The sequence below is a fragment of the Paraburkholderia sp. genome (assembly GCF_026225065.1).
GTDB lineage: Bacteria > Pseudomonadota > Gammaproteobacteria > Burkholderiales > Burkholderiaceae > Paraburkholderia.
The window spans coordinates 1-22,639 of sequence record NZ_JAMFSB010000138.1 but is presented as its reverse complement, the minus strand read 5'-3'; the positions used below and the strand labels follow the sequence as shown (position 1 = coordinate 22,639).

Genomic DNA, 22,639 nt, shown 5'->3' with positions numbered 1-22,639 from the left:
TGCCCGACGTATGTCGATGCTACAATTTTTGGCTAATGTTCGTACGGCACGTATGCCGTGCCCCCACCGCGCTTCAGCCTCACACTCCATTCAAGTGAATTTCGACGAATATTGCCAGCAGAAAGCGGTGCCCCCCGGCTCGAGCAGCTACTACGCGTTGCGCGAGGCGCCCGCAGGACGCCGGCCGCTCCTGACCGCCCTGTTCGCGTTGCGCCGTGAGTTTGAGGAGACCGTCAAGGAAACCAGCGATCCGGCCATCGGCCGCACCAAGCTCGCGTGGTGGCAAAAGGAAATCGCGGCATTGGCGGCAGGCGCGCCCTCGCATCCGGTCTCGAAGGCGCTCACCGCTCATCTGGGTGGCGGCGCGAAAGCCATGGAGGCCGAGTATCCGGCGCTGCGAACGCTGCTGGCCGGCTTCGAAATGGACCTCGATCAGGCCCGTTACCTCGACTATCCGAATCTGCGCCGCTATCTGCAGGGTGTCGGCGGCACGTTTGCCACGCTGACCGCACGCGCCACCGCGCGGAACCCTGCGCAGGCCGCCGCGTGGGCCGCACCACTAGGCGAGGCGATGTTGCTGGCGCAACTGGTCGCCGAACTCGGTAACGACGCGCGACACGGGCGCATCTATATTCCGGTCGACGAAATGCAGCGCTTCAACGTCACCGCCGCCGACGTGATCAATCGCAAATACAGTGACGCGTTCACCGAGCTGATCCGCTTTCAGACGAAGCGCGCCCGCGAGGCACTGAACGCCGCCCTCGCCGCCATACCTGCAGAAGAGCGGCGCACGCAACGCACCCTGCGGGCGCAGGCCGCTCTCGCGCTGGCATTGCTCGATGAGATCGAACGCGACGGCTACCACGTGCTGCATCAAAGCATCGCGCTCACGCCGATCCGCAAGCTGTGGGTCGCGTGGCGCGGCGCGCGCCAACGCTGAACCGGCGTGCACAGCCGTGCAACACCAGCAACACCGTAACACTGCATCACCGCGTCACCGCATCACCGCATCAGTCAGCAACCGGCAACCGGCAACCCGCGCCCGGCGCAAAGTCTCACGCACGCAGCAATGGCAACGGCTCAAAGCGCTGCTGCAACACCGCCGTAGCATCAAGCCCCCACCACGGCCCAAGCACGGTCGCATAGATCTGCCTGAAGTCGACCCCCACTGGCAAGTTGCCACTACCATCCAGTTGCGTCAGCACCGGCGGCGCGCCGTACAAGCCGCCGCGCACCCGCCCACCCATCACGAAATGCGGCGCCACCGTGCCGTGATCGGTCCCATTGCTCTGATTCTCGCGCGGCCGGCGGCCGAACTCCGCGTAGGTCACGACCAGCGTGTTGTCCCAACGTCCCAACTCGACCAGCGCCGACCTCATCGACGCGAATCCCTCTGCGAGTTGCTTGAGCAACGCGGCCTGCTGGCCGGGCTGGTTCTGATGCGTGTCGAAGCCGTTGAGCGTGAGCCGGATCACCGCCACGCCCTGCCCGTTCAGCGGCTTGCCCTGCGGGGTGTCTCCAGCAGCCAGCACTTGCATCGCAGTCTTGATCGAAGTCCCAAACGCGCCCTGCGGAAAAGTAGTCTTGAGCGGGAATTGACCTTCACGTGGACGCAGCCGGTCAGCGGCCTTCACGATATCGTTCTCGACGTCGAGAATATGCGCCAGCTCGGGATTGCGCTCATGAAGCGACACCGGCGTCGCAAGCCGCGAAGCCTTGATGAACTGCGCCGGGTTCACCAGTGCAATGGCCCGCGCGCCGTTGGCGAGCGGCCCCATCTCCGCACTGCCGATCACCACGCCGTCCGCGACAAAACTCGGCGGCACTGCGTGCTGTGCGAACGCACGTGTCAACCAGCCTTCGCGCAGATACTGATCCGAGCGCGAGGCAGTGTCCCATATCTCGATAGAGCGGAAGTGCGAGAGATTCGGTTGCGCGTAGCTGACGCCCTGCACGATGGCCAGTTGCTGGCTCTGCCATAGCGGCATCAGCGGCTGCAAAGAGGGATGCAAGGCGGTGCGCTCGTCGAGCTGGATGACCTGCTCGCGCTTGATGCCGATGTTCTTGCGTAACTGATAGTAAGCAGGATCCTCGTAAGGGATGACTGTGTTCAGTCCATCGTTGCCGCCCTTCAACTCCACGAGAATCAGCAGATTGCCGTAACCGCCGCGCGCGAGCGTCGTTGCCGCCATTGCATCCGCCTGGCTCGCTGCCTGCGCACCGAACGCCCGCGGCAACCAAAGGGCTGCGCTTGCCGCTGTGGTCATCGAAAGAAAATCGCGCCGTCTCATGCTGCACCTCGTTCGTTTGTGGCTACGTGGAGTGCGCCGCCCGATCCGCGCCGCTTCGATTCTTCAGTTCTTCGGTTCAACCAGGCTCATCTACTTCAACTGGTATGCCGGATCCATCAACAGCGCTTCCAGATAAGCGCTGGCGGTCGAATCGGTTTCGATCGCGTCGACCGGAGCAATCGGCAACACCGCGTGCTGCAATTGCAAGTCAGCAGAGAGGCCCGCTTTTGCCGTCGGAGCCGTATTGAACTGGGCGAGCCACGTGTCGATATCAAAGCGTACTCCCCCCTGACCCACCCGCGCCATCGCGCGCTGCACCATCGCCGCCTTAGGGTCCTGGCTCATCACACCGTTTTGCGGACGATGCGGCGCGGCGGTTTCGGTAGCGCGGAAGATTTGCTCGACGAACTGCTTGCGTGCGAGCAGCGTCGAACTGTTGATCCACGTCGTGCCGCCCGGCCAGCCCTTGACGTTGGGCGGATAGAACAGGTTCTCACCCAGATTGCGAATCTGTCCGGCGAACGGTGCCGTGTTGTCGTAGCTGATATCGAATTCGCGCAGCGCCCCCACCACAAACTCAGCGGGCGACTTCACCAGCACGCCGCGATTGCGCTCGTCCCAAAACGCATCGCTGAGGAAGAGTCCGCGTAATGCGATTTTTATGTCGTAGTGACTGGCGCGAAAGCGCTCGGCAATCGGTGCGATCTGCGCCGGGTCCGGTGTGTCGGAGACGAACTCGCGCCACAACTTTGTCGTGACGAAGGTGGCGGTCTCAGGACGCGCCAGCAAAATGTCGAGCACCTGATCGCCGTCGAACGGCCCGCTCTGGCCGAGTACCGTTTTGACACCATCGTCGTGCAGATTGGCGCGCCATACGTATGCCTGGGTATCCGGATCGAGGCTCCATCCTGTGTAGGCGCGCGCGGCTTCCGACACGTCCTGCTGCGTATAGTGGCCCTCGCCCAGCGTGAACAGTTCCATCACTTCGCGGGCGAAGTTTTCGTTAGGCTTGCCCTTGCGGCTACCAGCGCCGTCAAGGTACTGCAGCATGGCCGGATCTTTCGCGACGTCGTGCAGCATCTCGCCGAAATTTCCCAGCGCATCGCGCCTGAGCAGCATGTCCTGTTGCGCCATTTGTTGCGGATAGCCGACCTTGTCCTGGCCCGACGTGAAATGGTTGTGCCAGAAGAGCGTCATGCGCTCGGTCAGCGGCGAAGGCGTGGTCAACATCTCGCGTACCCACCATGCGCGCAACTCTTCGTAACGCTGGCCGCGCGTGCGACCCTCGGCCTGCCGCTGATCCTGCGTCCAGGCCTTGCGCTCGTCGCGAGTCGGGATCGGCTCCTGGACCCACGCGGGCATCGGCGTGAAGGATTCGGTGCGCGCCGTGGCCAATACCCTGTCGACCGCCTGCTCACGCGTCAGCCCCACGTATTGGGCGACCTCGGCGTTATCCGGCGCAAATCCCACCCGTGTCAGGAAAAAGCGCGCATCATCAGCGTCAAGCAAACCCTCGGCCGCGTCATCCTCGGTCACCACCGGTGCGTGGTGTTTGCCGCGCAGACCATGCGTTGAAGTTGAGGCGGGCGCGGTGCCGTTCTCGGCGTCGGCCACGTGCGCGCCCATGAGCGCTGCGAGCGCAGCAGCGGCAAAGAACAACGTAAGCACGGAGTTCGACCTGTCGCCAGTGAGCCTTCGCAGCTTGTTCATTGTCAGTCGTCCGTGGTCCGGTAGCGGTGTCGAGAAGACGCCCGCATGGCATGCGAGTCATACGTGACTCACACGATCATCCCCTCTGGCCAATCAACGGCAGATCGGGCGGGAAAGTTGACGGGGGAAGTGAAACGAAATTTTTCACGCGCATCGCGACACGCTGCGCGTCGCACCGGGCGGTACTTGACGATGGACGTTGGGCGTAGCGCCCTAGCGTTTGTACAACTCGCGAACGGCGTCTTCAATGTGTTGGCGTAGCAGACGCCGCTCTTCAGGCGTCATGTGGCCGTCGCGGCGACGCTGATCCAGATCGGGGGGAACTGCAGCACGCATCATGGCGTCTGAAGCTTGGTGATCCGGTTCGGGAGTATGCGACTGGTGCGACAGTTTGAAGGGGCGGAAGCGTGGCGCGTGTGGGTTCGATGCCCGTTCGTCGGTGGACTGGGCATGGGCGAGCGTAGGGCCTAATGTGCCCGCGAGTGTGCCGGCCACAGCCAGCGCAATCACGCGTAGGCGCACATTCGGCCAAACCCCTCCCTTCATCTTGTTCCCTTCGTGGTGCGGCAACCGGCTATCCTAAATGCGTATACAAACCCCGGAAAAATGCCGGGTGCGAATTTTAGTCGAGTGAAGTATCCACCGAACAGCCGCATTCAGTAAAGCAGTCTACGCGTCACCGCTTTACGTCATGCCACAGTGCGGGTAAATTTTGTAACTGACTGTAACCCGCGAATTGATGCAAACTCGCGCCACTTTGTAATCGCGCTAAGATGCCGACCATGGAAACCAAAAACCCTTCGAAAATCCTCGTCGTCGATGACGATCCGCGTCTGCGCGATCTTCTACGCCGCTACCTTGGCGAACAGGGCTTCAACGTCTACGTCGCCGAAAATGCGCCGTCAATGAACAAGCTTTGGGTGCGTGAGCGTTTCGACCTGCTGGTGCTCGACCTGATGCTGCCTGGTGAAGACGGCCTGTCGATCTGCCGTCGCCTGCGCGGCAGCAACGATCGCACGCCGATCATCATGCTCACGGCCAAAGGTGAAGACGTCGACCGTATCGTCGGGCTCGAAATGGGCGCTGACGACTATCTGCCGAAGCCGTTCAACCCGCGTGAACTGGTGGCGCGCATCCATGCGGTGCTACGCCGGCAGACACCCTCGGAACTGCCGGGCGCGCCGTCCGAGACCACCGAGGTCTTCGAGTTCGGCGAGTTCGCACTCAACCTCGCTACCCGCACGCTGACCAAAGCCGGTCAGGAAATCCCGCTGACCACCGGCGAGTTCTCCGTGCTAAAGGTCTTTGCCCGTCATCCGCGCCAGCCGCTGTCGCGCGAAAAGTTGATGGAACTGGCGCGTGGTCGTGAATACGAAGTGTTCGACCGCAGCCTCGACGTGCAGATCTCGCGTCTGCGCAAGCTGATCGAACCGGATCCGGGCAGCCCGCGCTTTATCCAGACCGTCTGGGGTCTTGGCTACGTGTTCATTCCCGACGGCGCAGCCTGAGTTTGTTCGCGCTTTCCGTTTTTGTTTTCAGATAAGAAGGGCCCATGCGGATCGACCGGCGCCTCCTGACGCTCGCGTTCGGTGGCCTTTTCTGGCGGACCTTTCTGCTGATTGCATTACTGATCGCAGTCAGTCTCGCCGCCTGGTTCCAGAGCTTCCGGGTGATCGAACGCGAGCCGCGCGCGCAGCGCGTGGCGTTGCAGCTCGTCGCGATCGTGAAGCTCACACGCACCGCACTCCTCTATTCCGATCCCGACCTGCGGCGCGCACTGCTGCAAGATCTGGAAAGCAATGAAGGGGTGCGCGTGTATCCGCGCGAAACCTCCGACAAGTACAAGCTGCAACCGGACGAGTCGTTGAACCGGCTGATCGAACACGACATCCGTGGGCGGCTCGGCGACGACACCGTGATTGCCCAATCGGTCAACGACATCCCAGGCGTCTGGATCAGCTTCAAGATCGACGACGACGACTATTGGGTCGCGCTCGACCGCGATCAGCTCGATAACGCGACCGGCTTGCAATGGGCTGGATGGGGCGTGTTTGCGCTTGCGCTGTCGCTATTCGGCGCGGCCTTTATCACGAGTCTGGTGAACCGGCCATTTGCACGTCTCGCCATGGCGGCGCGCAAGGTGGGCTCGGGGCAATCGCCCGAGGCGCTGCCTGAGCGCGGCATGGGCGTGGCCGCCGAGACCAACCGAAGCTTCAACCAGATGGTGCAGGATCTCGAGCAGCTCGAAGCCGACCGCGCGCTGATGCTCGCCGGCATCTCGCACGATCTGCGCACCCCGCTCGCCCGGCTGCGGCTCGAAACGGAAATGAGCCCGTCGGATCAGACCACCAAGGACGCGATGGTCGACGACATCGAGCAGATGGACATGATCATCGGCCGATTCCTCGATTACGCGCGACCGGTGCAAAGAGTCCCGGAACCTGTCGACCTTTCCGTGATCGCAGGAGAACTGGCGGCGCGAATTGCGTCGGAAGACGGCATGCGGCTGATCACGCGGCTGGCGCCATCGGCGGTGATCGAGGCTGACGAAACCGACATGCGGCGCGTGATCGGCAACCTGCTCGAGAACGCCCGCAAGTATGGCCTGAGCGAGGCCGATGGAATCCCGCATGTGATCCTCGAGACACGCGTCTCGCACTCGCGCGTCGAGCTTTCCGTGGTCGACGAAGGACCGGGCATTCCGGAGGACCAGCTGACACTCGTCACCCGGCCGTTTTACCGGGTCGATACCGAGCGGACCCAGGCCAACGGCACGGGACTCGGCATGGCCATCGTGCAGCGGCTCGTCGGCCGCTACCGCGGCGGCCTGCGACTGCGCAACCGCAGCCCTGGGCCGGGACTCGAAGTCACGATCGAGTTTCCGCTCGCCAAGGGCGCATGAGGATCGGGACGATCCAGTGTCCCTCCTCGCTCCGCCAGCGTTTTAGCGGCGCCACTGCGGCGGATGCTGCAGTGCATGAGCGCGTTACCCTCCCGCGCAATAGCCACACCGTATAGTCTGCGGAAACAGTGACATTCAGACAGACTATCGACGTAGTGAAGAAAAACTATCCGCTTTGTTAGTTAAAAACTATTGCTGCGATGCATCAATAGAGTTATAATTAAGTCTGTGTAACGTATTCGTTACAGCGAGCAGGTAGCCTGAACAGGCCGTTTTTTCCAACTCATTGGCAACCCTTCACAGGAGTATTTCCGCATGAAAACCGTTGGCGACAAACTGGAAGCTTTCACCGTCACCGCAGCCAAGCCGGGCTTCAACAACCATGAAGAAAACGGCGTGTCGGCGTTCGAAGAAATCACCGAACAGTCGTTCCCGGGCAAGTGGAAGATCATCTACTTCTACCCGAAGGACTTCACTTTTGTGTGCCCGACGGAAATCGTCGAATTCGGCAAGCTGGCCAACGACTTCGCGGAACGCGATGCTGTCCTGCTGGGCGGCAGCGTGGATAACGAATTCGTGAAGCTGGCATGGCGCCGTGAGCACAAGGACCTGAGCAAGCTGAACCACTATGCGTTCGGCGACGTCAAGGGCGAACTGATCGACCAACTGGGCGTGCGCGACAAGGAAGCAGGCGTGGCACTGCGCGCAACGTTCGTCGTCGACCCGGACAACACGATCCAGCACGTTTCGGTGAACAACCTGAACGTTGGCCGTAACCCGGAAGAAGTGCTGCGTATTCTGGACGGTCTGCAAACGGACGAACTGTGCCCGTGCAACCGTGCGGTTGGCGGCGCAACGCTGTAAGCCTTGCAAGTCGAAAGCCCGCTAAGCTTGAAAAAGCCGGCGGGCTTTTTTATCGGCAACCTGATAGGAGATATCAATGGAATTCTTGTCTGCGATTAAAGCACTTGTTCCTGACTACGCTAAAGACATTCGTTTGAACCTGGACGGCACGATTGCGCGGTCGTCGCTGGAGGGCACAGATGCCGTGGGCGTGGCGCTGGCTGCGGCGTTTGCGGCGAAGAGTGCGGTGCTGGTGGATGCAATTCGCAATGCGGGTGTGTTGTCTCCCGAAGAGGTCAATGGCGCGCTGACGGCTGCTGCGTTGATGGGGATGAATAACGTCTGGTATCCGTATGTGGAGATGACTGATAATGCGGATCTGAAATCGCAGCCGGCTGGTTTACGGATGAATGCTTATGCTTCGCATGGTGGCGTGGATAAGCGGCGGTTTGAGATGTATGCGCTGGCGGCTTCTATTATTGGCAAATGCCATTTTTGTGTTAAATCGCATTTTGATACGCTTGTCGCTGAAGGGATGAGTTCTACTCAATTGCGGGATGTGGGGCGTATTGCTGCTGTTGTTAATGCTGCTTCGCAGGTTATTGTGGCTGAAGGGAAGTAATCAGGTTTTTCACTTTCTGTGGGACGCCGCGCGGTGGTTTTAATGTGTGGCGTTTACGCATGCTTTTATTTGCCTGCGCGGCGCTTTCCGCGTTACTACGGTGTTGGCCTTTCCTTGCATTGTTATCGGTCTATTAGCGATGCCCCTGTGCGGGGCGAAGCTAATAGACCAATATGAAATCAAGGAAAGGCCAACACCGCAATAAGACCAACAAAGCGCCGAACAGGCAAAAAACCCCCGTCAAACCTTGATTAACAAAACCACCGCCTGAGCCTCAATCCCCTCAGCCCTTCCAAGATACCCAAGCTTCTCATTAGTCTTAGCCTTGACATTAACCCGATCAAGCGCCAGCTTCAAATCCTCAGCAATATTAACCCGCATAGCTTCGATATGAGGCGCAAGCTTAGGCGCCTGAGCAATGACAGTACTGTCCACATTCCCAATAGAGAACCCAGCCTGAGCAATCCGCGCAGCGCATTCCCGCAACAAAACACGAGAATCCGCCCCAGCAAACTTCGCATCCGTATCAGAAAAATGCCGCCCAATATCCCCCAAAGCGGCAGCGCCAAACAAAGCATCCGTAATAGCATGCAACAACACATCCGCATCCGAATGCCCTAGCAACCCCCGGTCATAAGGCACCGTCACGCCGCCAATAATGAGCGGCCGCCCCGGTACGAGTGCGTGCACGTCATACCCTTGTCCAATTCTGAAATCCATAGCTCGAAGTCCGGTTATCAACGATGAAACTCTTCAGGAAGCCGCTGGCCGGCTCAAAATCGCCTCGGCCAGATCGAAATCTTCCGGATACGTAACCTTGAAATTGCGCAAACTGCCCTGCACCAATAGCGGTGCGTGGCCCAGCCACTCAATCGCGCTCGCCTCGTCCGTCAGATCATGTCCGTCCTGCTGCGCCCGCAAGATCGCCTCGCGCAACATCCCCACGCGGAACATCTGCGGTGTCTGCGCCTGCCACAAGCCGTCGCGCGACTCGGTGCGGGCAATTCGTCCGCCGCTATCCGGCGCGATGCGCTTGAGCGTATCCGCCACGGGCAACGCCATGATCCCGCCCACCGCGTCGTCCTTGAGCGCGCTAACCAGCGTGCGGATCAGGAAAGCCGTGATGCCCGGGCGTGCCGCGTCGTGCACCAGCACCCAGTCGTCGTCGCGTGCGCCGAACTCGGCCAGCGCGTGCAGGCCATTCAGGACCGAAGCCTGGCGTGACGCCCCACCGCAGCGCCGTACCGCGAAACGCAGGCCGGAAAAGCGGCGGGCGTCGAAATGTTGGTCCTCGGGGGCGATAACCACGAGCGTTTGCGCGAACTCGCTGCAGGCGTCGAACGCCGCCAATGAGTAATGCAACAGGTCGCGACCGGCTACAGTGCGATATTGTTTGGGCATCGCGGCGCCGGACCGGCTGCCGGTGCCTGCGCACGGAATCAGAGCAAAAAGACGTGAAGTCACTGGTGCGGACGCCGCGAAAGTCAAAGTAAAGGACGGATTTTATAATAGGTCCTTCGCATCCACGCCATGACACGCGTAAACTTGCCGCTCACGTGTGACCCAACGGCCGCCTTCTCCTCTATGCCAGACATCGCCGCATCATCGCAGTACTCCACGCCCGTCGCGCTCGTCAAGGCCGGGCAGCGTTTCGCCTTCGACGGTACGCACGGCTCGTCCGATGCCCTGCTGATCGCCCGCTATCACCTCGCCTATCGCGAACAGGTGCCGCTGCTCGCCGTCGTCTGCGCGAGCGCCGTCGACGCCCAGCGCCTCACGCAAGAAATCGCTTTCTTCGCCCCCGAGGCGCGTGTGCGCCTTCTGCCAGACTGGGAAACGCTGCCTTACGATACCTTCTCGCCGCACCAGGATCTCGTCTCCGAGCGCCTCGCCACGCTCCATGACCTCGGCGAAGGCCGCTGCGACATCCTGCTGGTGCCCGCTACCACGGCCCTGTACCGTATGCCGCCCGCCTCGTTCATGGCGGGCTACACGTTCTCGTTCTCGCAAGGCGAGCGTCTTGATGAGGCGAAGCTGAAGGCCCAGTTGACGCTGGCAGGCTATGAACACGTCAGCCAGGTTGTACGCCCCGGCGAGTATTGCGTACGCGGTTCGCTGCTCGACCTGTATCCGATGGGCTCGCCGCTGCCTTACCGGATCGATCTGTTCGATGATCAGGTCGACTCGATCCGCGCGTTCGACCCCGACACGCAGCGCAGCCTCTATCCCGTGAAGGACGTGCGCCTGTTGCCAGGCCGCGAATTCCCCTTCGACGAAGCCGCCCGCACCGCCTTTCGCAGCCGCTGGCGCGAAGTGTTCGAGGGCGACCCGAGCCGCGCGTCGATCTATAAGGATATCGGCAACGGGGTGCCGTCCGCGGGCATCGAATACTACCTGCCGCTCTTCTTCGAAGAGACCGCCACGCTGTTCCACTATCTGCCCGAGGGCGCGCAACTCGCGTTCGTCGGCGATCTGGAAGCAGCCATCAAGCGTTTCACCAACGACACCAGGCAGCGTCACAGCTTCCTCTCGCACGACCGCGACCGGCCGATTCTCGAGCCGCAGCGCCTGTTCCTGTCGGACGCGGACTTCTTCACGTTCGCCAAGCCGTTCGCGCGTCTTGTGCTGCCCGTCAATGCCGGCGGTGGCTGGTCGACGCCGCTACCGGATCTCGCGATCGATCGCCATGCAGACGATCCGGTCGCGGCATTGCGCGGCTATCTCGAGACGACCCAGAACCGCGTGCTGTTTGCCGCGGAATCGGCGGGCCGGCGCGAGACGCTGCTGCAACTGCTGGCTGACAATCATCTGCGACCCTCGTCGAGCGATAGCTTCAACGACTGGTTGATCAGCGACGAACGCTTCTCGCTTGGCGTTGCACCGCTTTCCATCGGCTTTGCGGTGCCGGCCGACGGCATCGCTGTCATCACGGAAACCGAGCTGTACGGCCCGCTCGTGCGCCGCTCGGGACGGCGCCGCCAGGAACAGGCGAGCAACGTCGATTCGATGGTGCGCGACCTGTCCGAGCTGAAGGTGGGCGACCCGGTCGTGCATTCGCAGCACGGTATCGGACGCTATATGGGTCTGGTGACGATGGATCTCGGCGAAGGTGAAACCGAGTTCCTGCACCTCGAATACGCTGGCGAAAGCAAACTCTATGTGCCGGTCGCGCAGTTGCACGTAATTTCGCGCTATAGCGGCGCCGATCCGGAAAGCGCCCCGCTTCACTCGCTCGGCTCCGGTCAGTGGGAAAAGGCCAAGCGCCGCGCTGCCCAGCAGATTCGCGATACCGCCGCCGAACTGCTCAACCTGTACGCGCGCCGTGCGGCGCGCGAAGGCCATGCGTTCTCGCTCGAGCCGCGCGACTACGTGAAATTTGCGGAAAGCTTCGGCTTCGAGGAAACGCCCGACCAGGCCGCCGCGATTGCCGCCGTGATCGGCGATATGACGAGCGGCAAGCCGATGGATCGTCTCGTCTGCGGCGACGTCGGTTTCGGCAAGACCGAAGTCGCGCTGCGCGCGGCCTTCATCGCCGTGATGGGTGGCAAGCAGGTCGCGCTGCTCTCGCCGACCACCCTGCTCGCCGAGCAGCACACGCAAACCTTCTCGGACCGCTTCTCCGACTGGCCGGTGCGCATCGCCGAGCTGTCGCGCTTCAAGTCGACCAAGGAAGTCAACGCCTCGATCCAGCAGATCAACGAGGGGACCGTCGATATCGTCATTGGCACGCACAAGCTGCTGTCCTCGGATGTGCAGTTCAAGCGCCTGGGTCTGGTGATCATCGACGAGGAGCATCGCTTCGGCGTGCGTCAGAAAGAGGCTTTGAAAGCGCTGCGCGCCGAAGTCGACGTGCTGACACTCACGGCCACCCCGATTCCTCGCACGCTCGGCATGGCCCTCGAAGGTCTGCGCGACTTCTCCGTGATCGCGACAGCGCCGCAAAAGCGTCTCGCCATCAAGACCTTCGTGCGCCGTGAAGAAGATGGCGTGATCCGCGAGGCGATGCTGCGCGAGCTGAAGCGCGGCGGCCAGGTCTATTTCCTGCACAACGAAGTCGAAACCATCGAGAACCGCCGGCAGATGCTCGAAGCACTAGTGCCGGAAGCACGCATCGCTGTCGCGCACGGTCAGATGCACGAGCGCGAACTCGAACGCGTAATGCGCGATTTCGTCGCCCAGCGCGCCAACGTGCTGCTGTGTACGACGATTATCGAAACCGGCATCGACGTGCCGAGCGCCAACACGATCCTGATTCACCGCTCCGACAAATTCGGCCTCGCGCAGTTGCACCAGTTGCGCGGCCGCGTAGGACGCTCGCATCACCAGGCGTATTCGTATCTGCTGGTGCACGATCCGCAAGGGCTCACCAAACAGGCGCAGCGTCGTCTCGAAGCCATCCAGCAGATGGAAGAACTCGGCTCGGGCTTCTATCTGGCCATGCACGACCTCGAAATTCGCGGCACGGGCGAAGTGCTCGGCGACAAGCAATCGGGCGAGATTCAGGAGATCGGTTTCCAGCTTTACACCGACATGCTGAACGACGCCGTGAAGGCCCTTAAGGAAGGCAGGGAGCCCGATCTCACTGCACCGCTCGCGGCCACCACCGAGATCAATCTGCACGCGCCGGCGATTCTGCCTGCCGATTACTGCGGCGACGTGCAGGAACGCCTGTCGCTCTACAAGCGCCTCGCAAATTGCGAACATAACGACGCGATCGATGGCATCCAGGAGGAGTTGATCGACCGGTTCGGCAAGTTGCCACCTCAAGCGCATGCGCTGGTGGAAACGCATCGCTTGCGGCTCGCCGCGAAACCGCTGGGGATATCGAAAATCGATGCGGGAGAATCGGTTATCGGTCTGCAATTCATCCCAAATCCACCGATCGACGCGATGCGGATCATCGAAATGGTGCAGAAACACAAGCACATCAAGCTCGCTGGTCAGGACAAACTGCGCATCGAAACGCGCACCCCCGATCTGGCGATACGTGTTGCAACCGTGAAAGAAACGCTGCGTGCGCTGGGCTCGCCGATACGAAGCACGGCCACCGCGGCGGTACGCTGAAGCCAACTGCAAAGGGCCAGACAGCACCCATACGCCCCCGATGCTGCGGCGCGCAAGACGCGCCGCAGCCTGTTAAACCGCGAGCCGGGGCCGCGTTTTTTGGGTATGATCGAAAGACTTAAAAGTCGGAGCTTCGTCATGTCCCACGTCGCTGAATCAGCGCGTTCCGCGCACACAGCCGCATCTTCCGCACCCGCCGCCTCGTCATCCGCTTCCCCTGCTTCGCTTCCCTGGATCACGCGCCTCGTATCAATGGATACGGTCAGCCGCAATCCGAATCTGGGCCTGATCGAAACCGTGCGCGACGAATTGCGCGCGGCCGGCGTCGAAAGCACACTCACGCACGACCCCAGCGGCAAATGGGCCAATCTGTTCGCCACGATCCCCGCGCATGATGGCGAGACCAATGGCGGCATCGTGCTGTCGGGTCACACGGACGTGGTGCCGGTCGACGGTCAACAATGGGACAGCGATCCGTTCAAACCGGAAGTGCGCGGCGACAAACTCTACGGTCGCGGCACCTGCGACATGAAAGGCTTCATCGGTGCCGCGCTCACGCTCGTGCCCGAGATGCAACGCACGAAGCTCGCCAAGCCGATTCACTTCGCGCTCTCGTTCGACGAGGAAGTCGGCTGCATCGGCGCGCCGTTGATGATCGCAGAGCTGATGAAACGCGGCATCAAGCCGGACGGCTGCATCGTCGGCGAGCCGACCAGCATGCGTCCGGTCATCGCGCACAAAGGCATCAACACGTACCAGTGCTGCGTGCGCGGCCAGGCAGCGCATTCATCGCTGACGCCGAAGGGACTGAACGCGATCGAATACGCTGCACGGCTGATCTGCTACATCCGCGACATGGCCGATCAGTTTCGCGAGCAAGGCCCGTTCGACGAACTGTTCGACGTGCCCTTCAGCACCGCGCAGACCAGCACCATCGTAGGCGGCAACGCCATCAATACCGTGCCGGCCGAATGCCGCTTTCAGTTCGAATTCCGCAATCTGCCCACGCTCGACCCACAGTCGATTTTCTCGCGCATCGATCAGTACGCACGCGAAACGCTGTTGCCGAAGATGTTGCGCGAACATCCGTCCGCTGCCATCGAGATCTCGAAGATCGCCGCCGCGCCTGGCCTCGACTCATCGGAGCAGGCAGCGATCACTGAACTGGTGCGCGCGTTGACTGGGGATCAGGACAAACGCAAGGTCGCTTACGGCACCGAGGCGGGACTGTTCTCGCTGGCGGGCATCCCGGCCATCGTATGCGGCCCCGGCGATATCCAGCAGGCGCACAAGGCCAACGAGTTCGTGGCGCTGGAGCAGCTCGTGGATTGCGAGCGCTTCCTCGCGAAGTTCATTCACAGCATGTCGGTGGAGGCTCTTTCGCATTAAGAGCGTTGAAATATCGGGCGCATTGGGAGCATCGCAATCTCCGCACACCCATGCGCCCGATCGAACACACCGATTGAACTGACTTGAACTGAAGCAGACCGCGCGACTCCAAAGAGAAAGAACGGACGACTTCACCCCACGCCATGTCCACCGCCACGCCCCAGCACACCGACCATACGATCGACGGCGAGCCGATCCCTACACTCGACGACATCGCCTCGCAGCATTTTGCGTTGACGCCGTGGGTCGCGCGCACGCCGGTGTTCGACAAGCTCGATTTCCCGTCGCTGGAAGGCACGGTGGTGAACTTCAAGTTCGAACTGTTGCAGGCGGGCGGCAGCTTCAAGACACGCGGTGCGTTCACCCACCTGCTTGCGCTCGACGAAGCGCAACGCAGTGCCGGAGTCACGTGCGTATCGGGCGGCAATCATGCAGTCGCGGTCGCGTATGCCGCGATGCGCCTCGGTATCAGCGCGAAGGTCGTGCTGTTTCGTTCGGCCAACCCGGCGCGCGTCGCATTATGCAGGCAGTTCGGCGCAGAAATGGTACTGGCCGAGAACGGCGCCGAAGCCTTCGAGATCGTGCGCCGCGTCGAAGCCGAGGAAGGCCGCTACTTCGTGCATCCCTTCAACGGCTATCGCACCGTGCTTGGTACCTCAACGCTCGGCTACGAATGGGCCACGCAAACGCCGGATCTGGACGCGGTGATCGTGCCGATCGGCGGCGGCGGCCTCGCGGCAGGCGTCTCAACGGCATTGCGGCTGGCCAATCCACGCATCCATGTGTTCGGGGTCGAACCGGACGGTTCCGATGCCATGAGCAAGAGCTTCGCGGCCAACCATACGGTCAAGATGGGCCACATGTACAGCATTGCGGATTCGCTGATGGCGCCGCATACCGAGCAATACAGCTACGAATTGTGCAGACGCCATATCGACCGACTCGTCACTGTCACAGACAACCAGTTGCGCTCGGCCATGCTGGCGCTGTTCACGCAACTCAAGCTCGCCGTCGAACCCGCTTGCGCTGCGGCTACGGCGGCCCTGCTCGGCCCGCTGCGCGAGACGTTGCAGGGCAAACGCGTCGGGGTGCTGCTGTGTGGGGCAAACATCGATACGGTCAGTTTTGCAGCGCACATCGAGCGGGCACACGCGCTTGAGTCATAGTTTCCGTAGCGGAAACGCATCCTCAAAAGCACTACCCTATCCTCCTCACGTTGGCTATCATGGCGCCATCGACTTCACGGAGGAAATCCCAATGAGCATGGTCAAGGAGTTCAAGGAATTTGCCCTCAAGGGCAACGTGATGGATCTTGCCGTCGGTGTGATTATCGGCGGCGCGTTTTCCACCATTGTTAATTCAATTGTCAAAGACCTGATCATGCCGATCGTCGGCCTCGCCACCGGCGGTCTCGATTTTTCCAACAAGTTCGTCCGCCTGGGCGATATCCCGGCGAGCTTCAAGGGCAGTCCTGAGTCGTACAAAGACCTGCAAACGGCCGGTGTGGCCGTATTCGGTTACGGCTCGTTCATCACGGTGCTGATCAACTTCATCATCCTGGCCTTTATCATTTTCCTGATGGTGAAGTTCATCAACAACCTGCGCAAACCGGCCCCTGCTGACGCGCCGGCGCCCGCTCCGACGCCGGAAGACGTGCTGCTGCTGCGTGAAATCCGCGATTCGCTGAAAGACGCACCGCGCTTGCCTCAAGCATAGGCCGGGCGTAGATAAGCGCTGGACAGTGCGAAGTCACGTGCGATCATTCGCCGAAACTTCGCACTACGTGGAATCGGAGGCTGCGGCTTTTTCGGCCTTCACGTTCGCCGCGCTCTCAATCAACTGTTCGAGCTGACCGAAATTGACCGGCTTGGTCAGATGCGACGTGAAACCCGCACCCAGGCAGCGACGTACATCCTCGTCGGTGCCGAAGCCTGTCAAGGCGATCGCCGGCGCGTCCGAATGTTCGCGAAACGCCTTGATGAAATCGAGACCGGTGCCGTCTGGCAATCCTACGTCGCTCACAATCAGATCGAACGTCACCGACTGTGTAGCCGCCAGCGCGTCGGCGACGCGACCCACCACGGTCACCTCGTGACCGACGCCGCGAATCAGTTGTGCCATCACCTCAGCCGTGTCGACGTGATCCTCGATCAGCAGGATCGTCATGACGCCGCCCGGGTACGCTGCGGCTGGCGCCTGAGCGACCGCTTCTTCAACAGGCTTTGCAGCCGTCGGCAAGGTGATCGTGAAGGTCGCGCCGCAGTGCGCACCCGGACTCTGAGCCGTGACCGTGCCGCCGTGCACGTCGGTCAGCGCCTTGGTGATAGCGAGACCTAATCCCAGACCGCCAAACTGGCGGGTCATGTTCTGGTTGCCCTGTTCGAACGCGTTGAAGAGCTTACCGATCTGCTCGGGTTCGATGCCGATCCCGGTATCCTCGATCGAGATCTGCACGTGCATCCGTTCGTCGCGCGTGCGCACGTAGATATGTCCACCGTCCGGTGTGAATTTGGCGGCGTTGCGGATCAGGTTCCAGAGCATCTGCTGCAACCGTGCGCGGTCAGCGAGCACATAGTGGTGCTGCGCGGCCTTGTCGACATGCACGTCCTGCTGCTTGACCTGAATCTCGCTGCGAAACAGTTCAAGCACGCTGTCGATCACTTCATGTACGTTCACAGTCTCCAGCGAGAGACGCAGCTTGCCATTTGCCACCCGCGTGAGATCGAGCAGATCGTCGATGAGGCGCGCTTCGAGTTCGACGTTGCGGCGGATCATCAGCACACACGAACGCGCCTGCTCAGGCAGGTCCGGTATCATTTCAAGCACTCGCGACCCCGCCAGCACCGGCGTGAGCGGCGTGCGCAACTCATGCGAAAGCATTGCCAGAAAGCGGTCTTTCGCGCGATTGGCTTCTTCGGCGGCATGTCGCGCAGCCTGCTCGGAAGCGAGCAGCCGTTCATGCTCCTCGATCGCTTCGCGCTGCGAATGAATGTCCGTGCAACTGCCAAACCACTTGGTGACCACGCCATCGGAGTCGCGCATCGCGACGATGCGCGCGTCGAACCAGCGGTATGCTCCGTCATGACGGCAGATGCGCAGTTCATGGCGATAGTCCTCGGCCCCGCTTCTGACCGCTTTCAGCCAGCTCTGGCGGATTTCCTCGCGGTCATCGGCGTGAACGGCTTCGAGCCACGCGAGGCCGTGCGAATCGCTCTCGCCAAGACCTGTGTATTCGAACCACTGCTTCGACAGAAAGTCGCAATCGCCATTGGCGTCGCAGGTCAGCACGAGGTGCGGCAGCGCCTCCGACAAGGTGCGGTAATGCTGCTCGCGGTCGCGCAGCAGCACCGCTTCAGCCGAAGCCCGGTGCAGTCGAACCTGCGAGAGCGCCCGCTCCACGGCTTCGGGCAGATAGTCGAGGTAGTCGCCTGACTTCGGCACCACGTCCGAGACGCCGGCGCGCAACGCCTCGATTACGCGCGATTCGTCTGTGAACCCGGTGACGAGGATGGCGGGACTGCGCACGCCTTCGGCGCGCAAACGGCGGAAAAAGTCGAGGCCGGTCTCCGGACCGTTGAGCTGGTAGTCGAGCACGAGCAGATCCGGCTCGCCTGCCGCGATCCGCTCACGGGCACTTTCGACGTCGGAACAGAGCGCCACACGGCAGCCGGCCCGCTGCAGCGACTTGCGCGCGAGACGCAAGATGCCTTCGTCGTCATCGACGACAAGCACATAATCCGCGGGCGGCAAGGATACGTCTTCGGTCATGCTGGTTCTTTCTTTGGCTAGATTTACGCTGGCGGATTTGAGGCCTGTACCGTAACGATAAGTCCCTCAGGATGCCATTAAACGCTGGCCCGGCGGCAGCTTCACCACCTGCAGGAAAAAGCCGAGCCGGCGTACCGCCTCGATGAATGCGTCATATTCGACCGGCTTCGTGATGTACACATTGCAACCGAGTTCATAGCAGCGTTCGATTTCGCGCGGATCGTCGGTGGTGGTCAGGACGATCACCGGCACCGCAGCCGTGGACGGAGAGTCCTTCAGACGGCGCAGCACCTCGAAACCGTCCACCCGCGGCATCTTCAGATCGAGCAGCACGACAAAGTTCGTCAGATCCTGGCGCGGCGGATATTTGCCGGCTATGTCCCCGCCCGGCGGATCGCCGAAAAAATAGTCGAGCGCCTGCTGCCCATCGGAAAACCGCAGAAAACCGTTCGAAATACCGGCCCGGCGCAAATTGCGCTCCACGAGCGTGGCGTGGCCGTCGTCGTCTTCGATCAGGACGATGCTGACCGCTTCCCCATGTTTCATCCTGCCTCCGTGCCTGCGAATCGCCGGTGCGTGACCAGTTTATTAGTGTTTCATACTTTTCAATTTAAGCGGTTCCGCCGGGTTGGCCCGAGCGCTGCACGCGAGAACCGCCCTGCTGCGAGACTTGCTGCGACTTACCGCCCGCATTACAGACGGGCCGGCTGCTCGGGCAGCACGACGAAAAACGTCGACCCCGCGCCCTCTGCCGATTCCACCCAGACGCGCCCGCCGTGCCGCTCGGCCATACGCCGCACTAGCGCGAGCCCAATGCCGTCGCCTTTCGCCACTTCGCCGTGCAGCCGCTGGAAGGCACGAAACACTTTCGACATATAAGCCGCCGGAATACCGAGCCCATTGTCGCGCACATAATAAGTCCGCGTGCGCAGGGCGGGCGGCTCGCGCTCGTCCACCGGCTCCGGCTCGCACGCCCCCACCTCGATGCGGCCCATGCGGTCCGGATCGAGAAAGTTAAGCGCATTGCCGATCAGATTGCTGAAGATCTGCTCGATCGCACCTGGGTCACCCCACGCGGGCGGCAACTCGCGCACCGTGACGGAAACGCCGCGCGCTTCGATCGTGCCGGCTAACCCGTCGACCACGTGCGCCACCACTCGCCCGATACTCACGCGTTGCCACTGGTATTCGAGGCGGCCAGCCCGCGAGATCCTCAGCAACGCCTCGATGATCGCGGCGGCCCGCGTCACCGCGGTCCGCAAAAATTGCAGCGACTCTTGCACATCGCCGTCGAGGACATCGGTGAGGCGCCGCTCTTCGGCTTGCGGCAATTGCGCCGCGTCGATCGTGGCGCGCAGTTCGTCACAGGAAACCTGCAGTTCCTTCGAGAATCCCTGCAGGTTCACGAGCGGTGAGCGCAAGTCGTGCGAGACGCTGTAGATGAACATCTCGTTGTCCTGGGTTTCCTGGCGCAACTCCTCGTTCACGCCTGCCAGTTCCTTGGCACGCGCCTCGAGCTTCGCCTTCAGGATGGCCTGGGACTGCTCGGCCTCGCGCAGTCGTGCGCCGGTCTGGTGCAGCACGACGTCGAGCGCGGCAATTTCGTCGTTGCCTGAGAGAGGCACACTCAATGGCCGGCCATGGCCCAGGCGTTCGGCGTTCCCGCTCAGCACCTCGAGACGGCGTCCGATACTGCGCGCAAATGCCAGCGCGGTGAAACCCCAGATCAACATGGAGCCAAGTACGGCCGCGATCAGCGCGTATTGCTGGCGGGCCTTGGTCTGGGCAAGCGAGGCGCTGCGTTGGGCATCGAGCCGCGACTCTTCGGCCACGAAAGTATCGAGCTGGTCGCGAAACAGCGCCACCTGGGCCGGCACCTCACCGGCTTCGAGCGCCGCAAACGCCGTCATGCTGCGCCCCTCACGCAGCCCCTTGGCAATGGTCTCGGCCTGTGCCCGGTAAGTGTCGACGGTGGCACGCATCTGCTGCACGCGCGTGGCCTGCTGAGGTGTGTCGCCGACCAGTTGTTCAAGATGGGTCAGCCGGTCACCCAGGTCGACCCATGCCACATGACGGTCGATAAACGTGGGGTCGCCCACCACCATACCCGTGCGAATACGCGCGGCCTGGCGCAGCAGCGGGTCGATGAGCGAAGACGACTGATACAGGATCTGCTTGCTATTGGCGACCCACAGCGCGGCCTGCGCCGCCCGCTGTTGCGTCTCGAAGACAACGCCGAGCAATGCCAGCTCGACGACGCTCGGCATCGCGATCAGCAGAAGACCCTTGGTAAATAGTTTCATGTGCGCCTGGTAGTCTGTCCGGACGCCGCACGGTCCAGGCGGCGGGCTGCGCTTTGCCCCCAAGCGGCGCAGACCGCCGAACCGCCGTAGCGGAACCGGGCCATTATCGACGCGAACCGGAGATATTTCAATCTGCTGCCCTGGAAGCGCTGGACAACATAAAAATGTGTTTTTTTAATGGCGAGGCTCTCCCTTACAGGGCACCTGCGTCTATCATTGAGACAGAAGTTGGAGACTGGTGCTGGGGATGCGAAAGCGCGCGGCAAGGCGATTCGGCACGATTCGTGCGGATGGGTGTGAGGCAGACTGATCGTCGAATCACCGTGAATCTGGCATTTTCGTATGCTATAAAAGATCGACGTGCGGCGGCGCGAAGCCGGGAGTGGTCGCATGAGGACGCTGCGTTTCTTGCAATTCTTTTTCAGGCGAATTTTTATGTCCTTCCCGAAAAAGCGTCGGCGCGCGAAGGTGGACGGCGATGAGTCGTTCCTCGCCGTGCTACGGCACTTCAAACCGTTCGGCCAGCTCGACACCAAGATTGCGCGGGCTCGCGCGCAAGACGAGCCAGTGCTATACGCCCATGTGCTGCCAGGTCTCGACGTCCTCCTATGCAGCGTGCGCGGCGCACAGCCGCCCTATCCGGCGCCCGCCGAACTGCGCCGGCGTTGTATCGAATCAATCGCCAATGCCCTGGAACAGCCGCTCGATGGGCTGGAAAACGGCGGCTACTGGTACGAAGCGGACGGCTTCGGATTCCTTGTATTCGCCAGCCGCGCCCGCGGCCGGATTCTGCCGGAGTTCGGCGCCACCCGTGCCGCGGTAGGGGGTCCACGTCGCGGTGTGCGGCGTCAGGATGCCGCCGGCGATGCAACGCCGCGCTCGTTGCGTTGACTTTCTTCTGATTCTGTTTCTGCTATGCGGTGGTGAGCGGCGCTCCCATGCTGTGACGAGCGCGCCTGCCTTCCTGCTGCCTTGCGCTGCCCCTCTTGCAGGGCTGTCTCCTACCTAGCTCCCTTTGTATAAGGCACCGCCATTCGCCGGTGGCACGGCCGCTGGCCTGGTACCCTTACTCGCGCTGCTCGCCGCAGCCGGAGCCGATGCATTCCCGTCCAGTGATAACGGCGCGTGCGCCTTTTCCTTCTGTCCCGGCGCTGGCGCAGTAGGTTGCGCGCGCTCGGCCGCCAGCAACTGATTGCAGGGCAGCGGCTTGTTATTGCTCGGCGCAATCAGCGGGATCAGCGCGGCAAATGGGTTGATCAGGCCGAGGCCGACCATTGCGCCACCGCGCAACGCCAATGCCGTCGCATTCACGCCGACGTGTGGATCCTTGAAGGTGCCTTTGACGTAAAGCGGCGAGCGCAGCGAAAACACCCGGAAGCCCTTCGTATGCGGATGCACGCCCAGGTCCATGGTCTCGTCGCGCATATTGATGTTGCCGTCGATATCGATCACGGCGTCGTCTGTATCCAGCGCGAAGACTCGCGGATTGAGCACGCCGTCGGTCGCCACGAAGTCCGCGGCGGCGCAGTTGATCTTCACGTCCGCCGTGCCGAACAGCTTTTCGTAGACCACGTTGGCCACGTTCAGGCCAGCAGCCTCCATCAGCAAGCGACTCACTGTGCCGTCGGTGACTAGCGCTTTCACTTCGCCATTCGCCGTTCCGGCGAGCGCGGCCGGCGAATTGCCGGTTGCGGAAAGTGCAGCATCGCCGTTCACTTCACCAAGTGCGCTTTGCATCGTCTTGAAG

The 22,639-nt window shown here is 61.8% G+C and carries 19 protein-coding genes; 10 read left to right on the top strand and 9 right to left on the bottom strand.

Translation table 11 applies throughout. The features are described from left to right. Positions 1 to 94: 94 nt before the first annotated feature. Positions 95 to 940, top strand: coding sequence for a squalene/phytoene synthase family protein (locus M0954_RS10700; protein ID WP_297353099.1), 846 nt, complete (start codon positions 95 to 97; stop codon positions 938 to 940). 115 nt (positions 941 to 1,055) lie between these two features. Here the strand turns inward: M0954_RS10700 and M0954_RS10695 are convergent, their stop codons facing one another. The 3 genes from M0954_RS10695 to M0954_RS10685 all read right to left on the bottom strand — a co-directional run bounded on the left by M0954_RS10695 (position 1,056) and on the right by M0954_RS10685 (position 4,547). Further along, positions 1,056 to 2,291: a DUF1501 domain-containing protein gene (locus M0954_RS10695; RefSeq protein ID WP_297353097.1), complete on the bottom strand. Its 1,236-nt coding sequence runs from the start codon at positions 2,289 to 2,291 to the stop codon at positions 1,056 to 1,058. Between the two features lie 90 nt (positions 2,292 to 2,381). Then, positions 2,382 to 4,001, bottom strand: a complete 1,620-nt coding sequence (locus tag M0954_RS10690; RefSeq protein ID WP_297353095.1) for a DUF1800 domain-containing protein — start codon at positions 3,999 to 4,001, stop codon at positions 2,382 to 2,384. Between the two features lie 213 nt (positions 4,002 to 4,214). Beyond that, the gene (locus tag M0954_RS10685; RefSeq protein ID WP_122154641.1) at positions 4,215 to 4,547 is read right to left on the bottom strand and encodes a hypothetical protein; all 333 of its coding nucleotides are present in this window, start codon (positions 4,545 to 4,547) and stop codon (positions 4,215 to 4,217) included. A gap of 236 nt (positions 4,548 to 4,783) precedes the next feature. Here M0954_RS10685 and ompR point away from each other — a divergent pair, with 236 nt between their 5' ends. The 4 genes from ompR to M0954_RS10665 all read left to right on the top strand — a co-directional run bounded on the left by ompR (position 4,784) and on the right by M0954_RS10665 (position 8,368). After that, a complete protein-coding gene (gene ompR, locus M0954_RS10680; protein WP_122155675.1) occupies positions 4,784 to 5,509 on the top strand; it encodes a two-component system response regulator OmpR in 726 nt (241 codons plus the stop codon). A 44-nt stretch (positions 5,510 to 5,553) separates the two neighbouring features. Further along, on the top strand, positions 5,554 to 6,903 hold the full coding sequence (locus M0954_RS10675; RefSeq protein ID WP_297353093.1) for an ATP-binding protein: 1,350 nt from the start codon (positions 5,554 to 5,556) through the stop codon (positions 6,901 to 6,903). 315 nt (positions 6,904 to 7,218) lie between these two features. Then, complete coding sequence (locus M0954_RS10670; RefSeq protein ID WP_074298591.1) at positions 7,219 to 7,767, top strand: peroxiredoxin; 549 nt, start codon at positions 7,219 to 7,221, stop codon at positions 7,765 to 7,767. Positions 7,768 to 7,843: 76 nt separating this feature from the next. Then, on the top strand, positions 7,844 to 8,368 hold the full coding sequence (locus M0954_RS10665) for a carboxymuconolactone decarboxylase family protein (RefSeq protein ID WP_123384117.1): 525 nt from the start codon (positions 7,844 to 7,846) through the stop codon (positions 8,366 to 8,368). A gap of 240 nt (positions 8,369 to 8,608) precedes the next feature. Here M0954_RS10665 and ispF read toward each other — a convergent pair whose 3' ends face one another. Next, positions 8,609 to 9,088 (bottom strand): 2-C-methyl-D-erythritol 2,4-cyclodiphosphate synthase, encoded by a 480-nt coding sequence (gene ispF, locus M0954_RS10660; protein WP_122154638.1) that lies wholly within the window; start codon positions 9,086 to 9,088, stop codon positions 8,609 to 8,611. 33 nt (positions 9,089 to 9,121) lie between these two features. Further along, positions 9,122 to 9,832, bottom strand: a complete 711-nt coding sequence (gene ispD / locus M0954_RS10655) for a 2-C-methyl-D-erythritol 4-phosphate cytidylyltransferase (RefSeq protein WP_122155674.1) — start codon at positions 9,830 to 9,832, stop codon at positions 9,122 to 9,124. A gap of 120 nt (positions 9,833 to 9,952) precedes the next feature. Here ispD and mfd point away from each other — a divergent pair, with 120 nt between their 5' ends. The 4 genes from mfd to mscL all read left to right on the top strand — a co-directional run bounded on the left by mfd (position 9,953) and on the right by mscL (position 16,537). Further along, complete coding sequence (gene mfd / locus M0954_RS10650; RefSeq protein WP_122154637.1) at positions 9,953 to 13,432, top strand: transcription-repair coupling factor; 3,480 nt, start codon at positions 9,953 to 9,955, stop codon at positions 13,430 to 13,432. A gap of 138 nt (positions 13,433 to 13,570) precedes the next feature. Beyond that, positions 13,571 to 14,821: an acetylornithine deacetylase gene (gene argE / locus M0954_RS10645; protein WP_122154636.1), complete on the top strand. Its 1,251-nt coding sequence runs from the start codon at positions 13,571 to 13,573 to the stop codon at positions 14,819 to 14,821. Positions 14,822 to 14,964: 143 nt separating this feature from the next. Next, complete coding sequence (locus tag M0954_RS10640) at positions 14,965 to 15,987, top strand: threonine/serine dehydratase (protein WP_123384119.1); 1,023 nt, start codon at positions 14,965 to 14,967, stop codon at positions 15,985 to 15,987. A gap of 91 nt (positions 15,988 to 16,078) precedes the next feature. Continuing rightward, positions 16,079 to 16,537, top strand: coding sequence for a large conductance mechanosensitive channel protein MscL (gene mscL / locus M0954_RS10635; RefSeq protein ID WP_122154634.1), 459 nt, complete (start codon positions 16,079 to 16,081; stop codon positions 16,535 to 16,537). Positions 16,538 to 16,600: 63 nt separating this feature from the next. Here mscL and M0954_RS10630 read toward each other — a convergent pair whose 3' ends face one another. The 3 genes from M0954_RS10630 to M0954_RS10620 all read right to left on the bottom strand — a co-directional run bounded on the left by M0954_RS10630 (position 16,601) and on the right by M0954_RS10620 (position 20,892). Then, on the bottom strand, positions 16,601 to 18,589 hold the full coding sequence (locus M0954_RS10630) for a response regulator (RefSeq protein WP_297353091.1): 1,989 nt from the start codon (positions 18,587 to 18,589) through the stop codon (positions 16,601 to 16,603). Between the two features lie 66 nt (positions 18,590 to 18,655). Next, on the bottom strand, positions 18,656 to 19,135 hold the full coding sequence (locus tag M0954_RS10625) for a response regulator (protein ID WP_122154632.1): 480 nt from the start codon (positions 19,133 to 19,135) through the stop codon (positions 18,656 to 18,658). Between the two features lie 146 nt (positions 19,136 to 19,281). Continuing rightward, positions 19,282 to 20,892 carry an ATP-binding protein gene (locus tag M0954_RS10620; RefSeq protein WP_297353089.1) on the bottom strand — a complete coding sequence of 537 codons (1,611 nt, stop codon included), beginning with the start codon at positions 20,890 to 20,892 and terminating at the stop codon, positions 19,282 to 19,284. A 390-nt stretch (positions 20,893 to 21,282) separates the two neighbouring features. Between M0954_RS10620 and M0954_RS10615 the strand changes: the two genes are divergently transcribed. Beyond that, a complete protein-coding gene (locus tag M0954_RS10615; protein WP_074264787.1) occupies positions 21,283 to 21,783 on the top strand; it encodes a hypothetical protein in 501 nt (166 codons plus the stop codon). 114 nt (positions 21,784 to 21,897) lie between these two features. Here M0954_RS10615 and M0954_RS10610 read toward each other — a convergent pair. Then, the coding region (locus M0954_RS10610; RefSeq protein WP_297353087.1) for an AsmA family protein at positions 21,898 to 22,639 on the bottom strand (742 nt) is incomplete at its 5' end.